9 protein-coding genes are annotated in these 11,951 nt (G+C 29.1%); 4 read left to right on the forward strand and 5 right to left on the reverse strand.

Annotated elements, in window-relative coordinates:
* Window positions 1–2: 2 nt before the first annotated feature.
* Both NL43_RS02460 and NL43_RS02465 read right to left on the reverse strand, forming a co-directional pair.
* Window positions 3–1,529, reverse strand: coding sequence for an ATP-binding protein (locus tag NL43_RS02460; RefSeq protein WP_069592462.1), 1,527 nt, complete (start codon window positions 1,527–1,529; stop codon window positions 3–5).
* A 25-nt stretch (window positions 1,530–1,554) separates the two neighbouring features.
* Window positions 1,555–2,709 (reverse strand): DNA double-strand break repair nuclease NurA, encoded by a 1,155-nt coding sequence (locus NL43_RS02465; RefSeq protein WP_069592463.1) that lies wholly within the window; start codon window positions 2,707–2,709, stop codon window positions 1,555–1,557.
* A 350-nt stretch (window positions 2,710–3,059) separates the two neighbouring features.
* Between NL43_RS02465 and NL43_RS02470 the strand changes: the two genes are divergently transcribed.
* The 4 genes from NL43_RS02470 (at window position 3,060) to fen (ending at window position 6,689) form a co-directional block, all read left to right on the forward strand.
* Entirely contained in the window at window positions 3,060–3,530 is a 471-nt protein-coding gene (locus NL43_RS02470) for a hypothetical protein (protein ID WP_069592464.1), read from the forward strand.
* Window positions 3,531–3,685: 155 nt separating this feature from the next.
* Window positions 3,686–4,666, forward strand: coding sequence for a UDP-glucose 4-epimerase GalE (galE, locus tag NL43_RS02475; protein WP_069592465.1), 981 nt, complete (start codon window positions 3,686–3,688; stop codon window positions 4,664–4,666).
* Entirely contained in the window at window positions 4,663–5,676 is a 1,014-nt protein-coding gene (locus NL43_RS02480) for a glycosyltransferase family 2 protein (RefSeq protein ID WP_069592466.1), read from the forward strand. The genes galE and NL43_RS02480 overlap by 4 nt, the downstream gene beginning before the upstream one ends.
* 26 nt (window positions 5,677–5,702) lie before the next feature.
* Entirely contained in the window at window positions 5,703–6,689 is a 987-nt protein-coding gene (fen, locus tag NL43_RS02485; protein WP_069592467.1) for a flap endonuclease-1, read from the forward strand.
* 35 nt (window positions 6,690–6,724) lie between these two features.
* Here fen and NL43_RS02490 read toward each other — a convergent pair whose 3' ends face one another.
* The 3 genes from NL43_RS02490 to NL43_RS02500 all read right to left on the reverse strand — a co-directional run bounded on the left by NL43_RS02490 (window position 6,725) and on the right by NL43_RS02500 (window position 11,926).
* Window positions 6,725–7,978, reverse strand: a complete 1,254-nt coding sequence (locus NL43_RS02490) for an adenosylhomocysteinase (protein WP_069592468.1) — start codon at window positions 7,976–7,978, stop codon at window positions 6,725–6,727.
* Between the two features lie 189 nt (window positions 7,979–8,167).
* On the reverse strand, window positions 8,168–10,360 hold the full coding sequence (locus NL43_RS02495; protein WP_069592527.1) for a CDC48 family AAA ATPase: 2,193 nt from the start codon (window positions 10,358–10,360) through the stop codon (window positions 8,168–8,170).
* Window positions 10,361–10,594: 234 nt separating this feature from the next.
* Complete coding sequence (locus NL43_RS02500) at window positions 10,595–11,926, reverse strand: prephenate dehydrogenase (protein ID WP_069592469.1); 1,332 nt, start codon at window positions 11,924–11,926, stop codon at window positions 10,595–10,597.
* Between the last annotated feature and the right edge of the window lie 25 nt (window positions 11,927–11,951).

The following is an 11,951-nucleotide window of genomic DNA, read 5'->3' on the forward strand; positions in this document are numbered from 1 at the left end:
TTTTATATTCCCATATCATCTATAAATTCTTCTTGTTCTTCACGTTCTAACTCTTCTTTTCGTTTAGCTTTCTCCCATTCTTTAAGAATATCTAAGTCACTACCAATACTTGTTCCTTCAAATTCTTTAACTTTTACCATTGTTGGTATTTTAGTCATTTGACCAAGTACTACGGCTTCACCTACATTTAATGATGGGAGTTGTTTTAGTAAATCTTCACTTAAACTTTCACTACTTCTCTGTACATGTGATTGATCTCCTGGTTCTACCAGACGAAGTATTATCATATTATTTACTTGTGATAATGCACTACTGTCTAATGATTTAGGACTTTGACTTATTAAACATAGCCCCACACCAAATTTACGTCCTTCTCTTGCAATTCTTCCAATTATACTTTTAGATTTTGTGCTTCTACCTTCTGCTGCAAGGATATGTGCTTCTTCAATTACACAAAATATTGGATATTCTAGTTGTTGTCCACTTTTACCTGTTCTCGTGTTTTTTCGTCTTTTTAGAATATTTGTTAATGTGTGATTTACTATGATGTCTGTTGCTCTTTCATCAACAGAACCTAAACTCACTACATTTACTTTTCCACGAGCTATTGAATCTACAATATCTGATGTATCTACTGATTCAAGTAATGTAGAATATTTCCGTTTCATATCTTCTAGTTTGAATATAACTTGTTGAACTGTTTCTTCATGTTTGTTTTTCTTATCTTCATTTTGCATACTTAGTAATGTTGAACTAAGATTTTCAAGCATTAAATCTATGAAATTAACATTTTCTGGAGCTTTGTTGTTATTAATAAGATCATTTGCATATTCATATGCATCACGCAAATATTTTTCCTGATTAACTGCACTATCGGGGATTGTTGCTAAGTCTTTATATTCGTGGATTTTTAGATCTCTTGGATTTATATTTGCTGTAAATGTTTTTTTACCACCATTTTTAAATTTAATATTACTATATTCGGAGTGCATATCAAAGACTATTATTGTTCCATTTTTAGCTAGTAATTCATCTAGTATAACTGATGTTGTATTAGATTTACCTGCACCGGTCATAGCAAGTATGGCAAGATGTCGTGATACCATTTTATTTACATCTAGTTTTATTGGAACATCTGGTTCTGTAAGTACTGAACCTATTTCAATTCCATTATTTTGTTGGAATATTTCTTGGAGTAGTTCTTTATCTGCCTTTTTTACTTCAGTACCTGGTGGTGCAGGAGTTCGTGGTATCTTAAGTTCATCTTTATCTCCTAGAATTGTAATGGTTCCTCTAATATAATGGTCTAAGTCACCTTCAATATTAAGAATTTTAGCTATTGTTTCGGGATTTCTAATACTTTCATCTAGTGTTGTGCTTCCTCTAAGTAGTGAATCTATCATTCCGAGAACTATTTTATCATTGTATTCTAAATATACATATTCTCCAACTTCTGGTGTTTTTTTAGATACAAATCCTACACTTATAGGACTTGTTTCTCCAATACATCTACCTATTATTTCTGTCATTTAAGTATCCTCCATTTTTATCTAATTAGTTTAACATGTCACGTCCTGTTTTTTCAAAAATTTCTAATTTTCTTATAATGTCTTTCATATCTTCATTGGTGATTAAAACTTCATTATGTGCTTTTTTTAGTATGTATGGGTAGCCATCAATACATGTACTGTATATTTCTTCAAGTAATGGTATTGCTTTTTCGTGGGTTATTGTTCGTGGAATTTCTATTTTCAATACATTTGAGTGATTATCTAGTCTTGTGAAAAATACAGTATAGGTAATGTCTGTTAATTCGCTTGAATTAATAGGATATTCTATGAGGAATTTTTGTCCTATTGAGTCATATCTTACCATTTTATTATTTTCTTTAGGAACTAAATTACTAAGTCCTGGTTTTTTACAAGAATATTCAATTGCTGCTGCATCAGGTATTTTTTCATTAAAGAAGTCTTTTGTACTACTTGTTTTTGAAATACAAATTATTTTATTTTTATAGTGGTTTAAAAGATGTGTTATACAAGTTAGTTGTTCTAATCCTTCAAAATATCTGAGAACATCAAATTCTATTTCATCAATGGCTATTTCTAGTTTTTTCTCCTCAATTACTTCACGTACTTTAAGTAAAATTTCTGATTTTTTGGTGATGGTTGTAACTTCTAATGGGAAATCCTTGTTTTCTATTGATTTTTTAAGTTCACGACTATAATCTTTTAAAGTTCGAGTTATATCAGAATCTAGTTCATAGTTTGTTTTGAAATTCATTAGTGTTCCACGTATTGATCCATCCATTAACATATAGTCTATTTCTTCATGTTTTTGTAGTGTATCTATTGTACTTTTAAGCTCTAGTATATTCATGTGTTGTGATAATAAACTATCCATATTTTTACTTCTTATTGTTGATATGATGTTAATATCACATGTTGCTGATTCTTTTAACATGCCTTCAGTTGGACTTGATATTATTGTTTGGCTGTCTATAGCATATACAAAGTATGCCATGAATTTTGTTTTGTTAAAACTACCATCTATTGCTGCAAATACTTTATCTTGTTTATCTTTAGTAAATATGTATTCTGTGTAATCTTTTCTTATTTTTGAGGTATCAATACTGTTTTGTAGTTCATTGAAAAATGTGGTGATTTCTTTTTTACGTTCTATTGTTTTACCATATAATGGTTCTAACATTTCTTCTTAGACCTCCATTTTTTTAATTTTTTCATGTTCACTTATTTTCTTAATTATTATCTATGTAAGTCATCCTATCAAAAATTTTATCATTAATTTTCATGTTTTTAAAATTTCTTATTTCATATTTTTTTTTATTTAAATAATATTGTCATTATTTATTTTAGATAATAATTATTATACATTATTATTTGTTAATTATATTTATTTAATTCTTTTATTTTCTAATTTAATTTGATTAAATTGTACTTTTCAATGTTATAATGGGGCTTTTTTTTGGAAGTATAGAATGTGTTATTAATTAGAAATAAGAAAATGTATTAATAGAAATTAAATATGGGTGGATTTAATTGCAGATAATTACTAAAGATGAAAATAAAATTTTATTATTAATCAAAAATAATATTGATAAATATCCTACAAGTATTTCCTATGAAACTATTAGGGAAATTCTAGATGTATCTGAAACAGAAGTTGTGGATTTACTTAATTCTCTTCAAAATAAACATTTTCTTGAAGTAGATATGAATACTAAAGAAGTAACTTATGATAATTTAAATGAAGAAATTAAAGTAGTGGAAAATAAATCTGAATTAAAAAAATTCATGTTAAATAAAACAGAAGAAGATGCTTATGTAATTATCCAAGAGGTCATATCTAAATATGAAGGTTATGTTCCACGATATATACTAGAAGGTGCATTATTATATGGTGAGTTAGAACTCACACCTAAAAGAACATATAATATTATTGTATCTCTAGAAAATAAGAAGTTATTAAATAAAGTAAGACGTGCTGATGGTGAATATTATACTATCTGATTAGTTTTCATCATCTTTTCTATTTTTTTTATAACCTTAGTTCCTTTTGGTCTATGAATTTTATTATTTTTATTTTAGATAATTTTTTAAATTTATAATGATATATCTATTCTATAGAATATTTTTTTATTAAAAAAAATTAGGAGTTTATTATTTTGATTTTAATTGTTGGTGGAGCCGGATATATTGGTTCTCATGTAAATAAGTCTTTAAATGAAGCAGGATATGAAACAATTGTCTTAGATAATCTAAGTTATGGACACGAAGAATCAGTTAAATGGGGTAGACTATGCAACTGTGATTTAAGTAATATTGATGATGTAGATGAAGTATTTAATAAATATGATATTTCTGCAGTAATGCATTTCTCATCATTTATAGATGTAGGTGAATCAGTAACAAATCCTGAAAAATATTATAACAACAATGTAGTAAACACAATGAATTTATTGCATGTAATGTTAAAACACAATGTTAAAAAATTCATATTTTCTTCTACATGTGCAACATATGGAATACCTCAAAAAATACCCTTAGTAGAAGACCATCCACAAAATCCAATAAATCCCTATGGATGGACAAAACTAATGGTTGAGAGAATATTAAAAGATTATGATACAGCATATGGATTAAAATCAGTAATACTTCGTTATTTCAATGCATCAGGAGCTGATGCATCTGGAATAATAGGAGAATGGCATAACCCAGAAACACATTTAATACCATTAATATTAGATGCAGCAATAGGAAAACGAGAAAATATTAAAATTTTTGGAACAGATTATGATACACCTGATGGAACATGTATAAGGGATTATATTCATGTTACTGATCTTGCTGATGCACATATAAAATCACTTCAATATCTAGAAAAAAATAATGAAAGCAATCAATTTAACCTAGGAAATGGACAAGGATTCTCAGTAAAAGAAGTTATAGAATCTGTAAAAGAAGTTACAAACAAAGAATTCCAAGTAATAGAAACAGAAAGACGAGAAGGGGATCCAGCAATACTCATAGGTAGTTCAAAAAAAGCAAAAGAAACACTAGGTTGGAATCCACAATACACAGATATAAAACAAATAATTGAAACAGCATGGAATTGGCATAAAAAATTAAACAAGGAATACCTATGAACAACACAGTATGTGCAGTAGTAGTAACATTTAATCGTAAAGAACTATTAATTAAATGTCTAGATTCACTATTAAATCAAACATTAAAACCTGATGCAATATACATAGTAGATAATAACTCAACAGACAACACACCAGAACTACTAAAACAAAACAACTATCTAACTCAAACATCAATCATAAATACAAATGAAATATGGACATCACAAACAAAATATGATGAAGTAAAAATCAAATACATTCATTTACCTGAAAACATAGGTGGTGCTGGAGGATTCTATCATGGAGTCAAAGAAGCATATGACGATAACTATGATTTTATATGGATAATGGATGATGATGCTTTTCCAACAAAAACATGTCTTGAAAATCTAAAACCATACTTCAACTTAGAAGATACAGTAGGACTAGCAAGTCTAAAATTAGATCTAGAAGATAATATATTATATCATCATAGAGGATACTTTAACTTTAAACATGGACTACCCATACAAGAACACATAACAGATGAAGATATTAAAAATCCAGTAAAAGATATAGATATGGTATCATTTGTAGGATTACTTGTAAAAAGAGAAGCAATAACAAAAATTGGTTTTCCAAAAAAAGAATTCTTCATACATACAGATGATTTAGAATACTGTATTAGACTTAGAAGTGTAGGAAAAATTAAATTAATACCTAAAAGTATAATAAAACATGCAGAAGGTAGTGTAAAAGGAACATTTAAAAAAACAGTACTTGGTATAACAGCAAATAGACGACCATATGACAAACTATGGATAAACTATTATATGCAAAGAAATCTCATATGGATTGGGAGAAAATATTCTGAAAACAAACTATCATTATACACAACAATTCTAAAAAATTATCTCATGACAATTATAGGAATACTAGTATTTGATGATCATAAATATAGAAGAATCAAATTCTTCACAAATGCATATCTTGATGGATTTAAATCAAATTTTGATAATAAAAAAGCAAAACAGATTTTATATAACTAAAACTAATAATTTGGAGGAACTATATAATGGGAGTAAAATTTAAAGACATAACAAATCCAGAACCTATTGGAATGAAAGAATTACGAGGAAAAATACTAACAATTGATGCTTCAAATACAATATACAAATTCTTATCAAGTATGAGACAAGCAGATGGAACACCATTAAAAGACATAAATGGTAATATAACATCACATTTAAATGGAATAATGTTTCAAACAGCCACACTAATTGAAAAAGAAATAAAACCAGTATATGTATTTGATGGAAAAGCTCCCGAACTAAAAAAAGAAACCCAACAAAAAAGAATTCAGGTTAAAAAAGAATCAGAACAAAAATACATTGAAGCAAAAAATGCGGGAGATGTGGAAAATGCAAGAAAATATGCTGCAAGAACAACACACATCAATCGTGAAATAATAGAATCCTCTAAAAAATTACTTGATTTAATGGGTATACCCTACATACAATCAAAAACAGAAGGAGAAGCACAAGCATCATACATGGTAGCTCAAAATGATGCATGGGCAGTTGTTTCACAAGATTATGATTGTCTTCAATTTGGAGCAACAAGAATGCTTAAAAACTTCAGATTATCCAAAAAACAATCTAAAAATCTAGAATTAATATCACTCGAAAAAACATTAAAAGAACTAGAATTAACAAGAGAACAATTAGTGGATGTAGCAATGCTTGTAGGAACTGATTTTAATGAAGGAGTATATGGAATTGGTGCTAAAAAAGGAATTAAACTCATACATAAACATGGAACATTAGAAAATGCTTTAAGAGAATTAGATGAAACTATGGAAGTAGATCCTGATTTAATAAGAGAAATATTCCTGAATCCTGATGTTGTTACAGATTATGATTTAACATTCAGAAGACCTAAAAAAGAACAATTAATTGATTTTTTATGTGGGGATCATGATTTTGATGAACTAAGAACAACAAATGCAATAAAAAAATTACAACAAAAAACAGCACAAACTAGCCTTGAAAATTGGTTTTAAAAGATAATAATGGGGGAGTGAATACATAAAACTATTTATGTACCAACATCCCAACTATTCATATATTTTTCTTGTTCTTGAGATAATTGATCTATTTCTACACCCATAGCTTTAAGTTTTAATCTTGCTATTTCAGTATCTACTTCATCTCTTGTTTTATAAACTCCAGGTTCCATATCTTCATTTAATAATCTTTTCGCTGATAATGCTTGCATTGCAAAACTTAAATCCATAATTTCTGCAGGATGTCCTTGTCCATGTTCACCTGCAAGATTCACTAGTCTTCCACCAGCTAATAGGTAGATGTTACGTCCATCAGGCATTTCAAATCCTTCAATGTCTGGTTTTAATAATTCTCTATTCACTGCTTGAGCTGCAAGATCATTTTCATTAATTTCCACATTAAAATGACCTGAATTAGCTAACATACAACCATCTTTCACATGTTTAAAGTCATCACCAGAAATAATATCACGATTACCTGTTGCTGTTACTACAATATCTGCTTCTTCAAGTGCTTTTTGAACAGTCATTACTCTGTATCCATCCATTTTTGCTTCTAGTGCTCTAATAGGATCTACTTCTGTAACAATTACATTTGCCCCAAGACCATCTGCTCTCATAGCAATTCCTCTTCCACACCATCCATAACCACATACAACTACAGTTTGTCCTGCAATTACAGAATTTGTTGTTCCCATAATTGAATCAAAAGTAGATTGTCCTGTTCCATACCTGTTATCAAATAAATATTTCATATATGAATCATTTACAGCCATAACTGGTATTTTTAATGCATTATCGTGATGCATAGCTTTTAATCTATGAATACCTGTTGTAGTTTCTTCACATCCACCTCTTAGTTTTTCAAGTAATTCTGGTCTTTCTTTATGTATTAAAAAGATTAAATCGGCTCCATCATCAATAACAATGTCTGGTTCATAATCTAATACTTTGTTTAATTGTTCATAGTATTCTTCGTTAGTTTGACCAGTCCAACCATACATGTTTAATCCTAATTTTGCACCTGCAGCAGTCGCATCATCTTGTGTTGATAGAGGGTTGCATCCAGTCATTACAACTTCAGCACCTCCTGCTTGTAATGTTAGACCTAAGTTTATTGTCTTAGGTTCTAAATGTAAACAGGATCCAATAGTGATTCCTTCAAATGGTTTTGTTTCTTCAAATTCTTTTTTGATACTTTCTAAAACAGGCATATGTCTTTGAACCCATTTGATTTTCTTTTCTCCTTCTGGAGCTAAATTAATATCTTTTATGTCATATGTCATTAAATTCATCCTCTTCGAAAAATATTTATTAATATAATATATCTATTTGTTAGTTATTAGTATTTTATATATAATTTAGAATATATTACTTGTTTTATAAGAATTGGATTAATAAAATAAAAAAATAGTTTAATAAAAGAAAAGTAGGGGGAGAAGAGGAAAATTCTATATTATAGGGGTTTTGAGTATTTAGTTGTATGAAACTGATTCTGTTTCTTTTATTGGTTTAACTTTTTTCATTGCAGTTTCAAATTCGGACATATATACTTCTACTGATTCAAGATCTTCTCTTAATGTTAATAGTACTGCTTCACGGCATACTGCTTCAATATCTGCTCCTACAAATCCTTCAGTTCTTCTAGCAAGTTCTTCAATGTTAACATCTTCTGCTAGTGGCATGTCTTTTGTATGTACTTTAAATATTGCTTCTCTTGATTTTTGGTCTGGAAGACCTACTTCTACATGTCTATCAAATCGTCCAGGTCTTAGTAATGCTGGGTCGATGATGTCTTTTCTGTTTGTTGCTGCTATAACTGATATGTCATGTAATTCTTCCATTCCATCCATTTCTGTAAGTAATTGATTTACAACTCTTTGTGTTACACCACTATCATTTCCATATCCTCTTGCGGATGCTATTGAGTCTATTTCATCGAAGAATATTACGGTAGGTGCTGTTTGTCTTGCTTTTCTGAATATTTCTCGTATTCCTTTTTCAGAATCTCCTACCCATTTGGATAATAGTTCTGGTCCTTTTACAGATATGAAATTTGCATCACTTTCATTTGCTACTGCTTTTGCAAGTAATGTTTTTCCAGTACCTGGTATTCCTGTAAGAATTACTCCTTTTGGTGGTGTGATTCCGAATTGTTTGAATTTTTCAGGGTTTTTAAGTGGCCATTCTACAGCTTCTTTTAATTCTTGTTTTGCATCATCTAATCCACCTACATCGTCCCAGTTTACATCAGGGATTTGTACTAATACTTCTCGGAGTGCTGATGGTTGAATTTCTTTTAATGCATTTTTGAAATCTGTTTTTTGTAGAATCATTTTTTCAAGTACGTCTGCTGGTACTTCTTTATCAGTTTGTATTTCTGGAAGTATTCTTCTAAGTACTCTCATTGCTGCTTCTTTACATAGTGCTTCTAGATCTGCTCCTACAAATCCATGGGTTACTTCTGTAATTTCATCAAGATTTACATCTTCTGCTAGTGGCATATTTCGTGTATGTACTTCAAGTATTTCTTTTCTTTCATCTTTGTCTGGTACACCTATTTCTATTTCTCTATCAAATCGACCTGGTCTTCTTAATGCTTCATCTATTGCATCTGGTCTGTTGGTTGCTCCAATTACAACTACTTCTCCTCTGCTTTTAAGACCATCCATTAATGTGAGAAGTTGTGCTACTGTTCTTCGTTCTACATCTCCACTTACTTCTGCTCGTTTTGGTGCGATAGCATCGATTTCATCTATAAATATGATTGATGGGCTGTTTTCTTCTGCTTCTTCAAATAGTTCTCTTAATTGTTCTTCTGATCCTCCAACATATTTGCTCATAATTTCTGGACCATTGATTACTATGAAGTGTGCATTTGTTTCATTTGCTACTGCTTTTGCAAGTAGTGTTTTTCCAGTACCTGGTGGGCCATGTAATAATACTCCTTTTGGTGCTGATATTCCTAATTGTTTGAATAATTCTGGTCGTTTAAGTGGAATTTCAACCATTTCTCGTATTTTTTTTACTTCATTTTGTAGTCCACCTATGTCTTCGTAGGATACATCTATTAGATTATCAAATCCTTCATATTTACTTGGATCTACTGGTTTTGTTTCCATTTCTATATGTGTATTTTCTGTTATTTTTACAGGACCTAAAGGTCTTGTGTTTATTACTGCTAGTTTAATTTCACCAATGGATGCCATATTGGACATCATCATTTGATTTATGAAGTCATCAAAACCCATGTTTGTTCGTGGTTGTTGTTTTTTAACACCTGTTACTATGATATCTCCTTTATTTACTATTCTGTTTAAGAATGCTCCGTTTAAGTTTCCTTGTATTGCAATTTCTTGGTCTACTGGTGCTAGTTTTACTTTTTTTGCTTCTTTGATTTCTGCTTTTCGTATTGTTACTTGTTCTCCAATGGATGTTCCAGCGTTTTTTCTAAGATAGCTATCTATTCTGAGTATGCCTAGGCTTACATCGGATTGTGATGCCATTACACTTGCTGTTGTAAGTTTGTCGCCTTCTATTTCAATAATGTCATGGTCTTTTAATCCTAATTTTTCCATACATTTTGGATCAATACGTGCTACTGATTGGCCTATGTCGCTTTGTGAGAATGCTTCTGCTACTTTTAATTTTAATTCGTTTTCCATAATGTTTTCCTCCATATTTTTTTTTATTTATTTTATTTACTTTTTGTAATTATAATTATGTATTTCTATATATAAATGTTGTTTAATTATTATTTTTGTATCATCTTTTAGTTACTTTTTGTAATAATAAGTTTCATCGTAATAGTATATATACTTTTCGGTTAATTTAAAAATATATTATTTTATTATTCAAAAATAAATATAACAAACTATTTTATAAAAAAAAGGTGATGATATTTATCTAATAGATCCACCAATACCTATTAAATATTTCTCAACAATAAATCTATCTTCTTTACTAAAAGTAGTATAATTGAAAGTTATACTTTTATAACCTTCCTTGATTTGTTTACCTAAATATATGTCTTTTACATGAATATCTATAACTTCATCAATACTATTTAATAAATCTAATAATATATTCTCATCACTAGTGCAGGGTAAAACAACTGAAACATCAAACATATATTGTTTCAAATGTTTCTTTTTCCATTCATATGTTTCTTCATCAGATAATATATTTATATTAGATATTTTTAAAGTTATGATTTTATCTCTTAAATTTTTTATAGTAACAGTATCAGCATCCATGGATTGTATAATACCTATATGTATTTTCTTAGAATATTGATGTTCAAACCCTTTTTCTTTTCCAATGGATGATTTAATAACATTCAAATCATGAGTTAAACTACTAATAGCTTTATCTGATCTACCTAATGCTTCTTCATATTCATCTAAATGTTTTGCAGAATCACTCATATCTTCTACAAATTCCTGTTCATTATTTTCATCAATAAGTTTTGCTAATCGTTCACATTCTTCAACTAATATTTTTCTAGAAATTGCTGTTTGTTTATTTGATTTTTGTATTGAATAATATAAATAGGGGTTTTGTGAAACAATACGACTAATCATATCTAACATTAAACTATAAACAGGACTAGCGAATTCTCTTGATTTTTTAACACTTATATTTAATTTTCTAATAGTTGATGCAATTGCAATATATGAAAAATGAGTTAATCCTTGAACAACACTCATAGTCTTATCATGTTCTTCAGGTGTACTTATTACAATATGAGCATCTTGTTTTTTAAGATATTGGTATACTTTATCAAACCATAATTCACATCTATCCTCAACAGGTGTTAATATAATTGACTGACCTTCAATTGAAGGAACACGTGGTCCAAACATAGGGTGACATGGTAATATCTCTGTATTTCTAGGAGCATATTCTTTAAGTGCTTGAGCAGGTTCAGTTTTTACAGAAGTAACATCCATCAACAAGGAATTTTCAGGAGCATTTGGTGCGACTTCTTTAATTGTTTGAATCATATATTCAATAGGTACACTAAATATAATTATATCTGCATCTTTTATAGATTCAATATTATTATCACTATAATTAACATCTATTTTTTTAGCTACTTTTGATCCTGAAATTTTGTTACGACTTGTGATTGTAATATTAAAACCATCTTGTTTAAGTTTCTCTGCAATCCATTTACCTAAACCTCGTGTACCTCCTATAATGGTAATATTAATATTTTTATCACATGTCATAACATCAATCCTTTTATCTATAATG

Origin of the sequence: Methanosphaera sp. WGK6 (assembly GCF_001729965.1) — an archaeon.
Lineage (GTDB): Archaea > Methanobacteriota > Methanobacteria > Methanobacteriales > Methanobacteriaceae > Methanosphaera.

Coding starts and splice junctions, on each gene's coding strand:
- NL43_RS02460 (WP_069592462.1), bottom strand. CDS start 1,529: ATGACAGAAATAATAGGTAGATGTATTGGAGAAACAAGTCCTATAAGT.
- NL43_RS02465 (WP_069592463.1), bottom strand. CDS start 2,709: ATGTTAGAACCATTATATGGTAAAACAATAGAACGTAAAAAAGAAATC.
- NL43_RS02480 (WP_069592466.1), top strand. CDS start 4,663: ATGAACAACACAGTATGTGCAGTAGTAGTAACATTTAATCGTAAAGAA.
- fen (WP_069592467.1), top strand. CDS start 5,703: ATGGGAGTAAAATTTAAAGACATAACAAATCCAGAACCTATTGGAATG.
- NL43_RS02490 (WP_069592468.1), bottom strand. CDS start 7,978: ATGACATATGACATAAAAGATATTAATTTAGCTCCAGAAGGAGAAAAG.
- NL43_RS02500 (WP_069592469.1), bottom strand. CDS start 11,926: ATGACATGTGATAAAAATATTAATATTACCATTATAGGAGGTACACGA.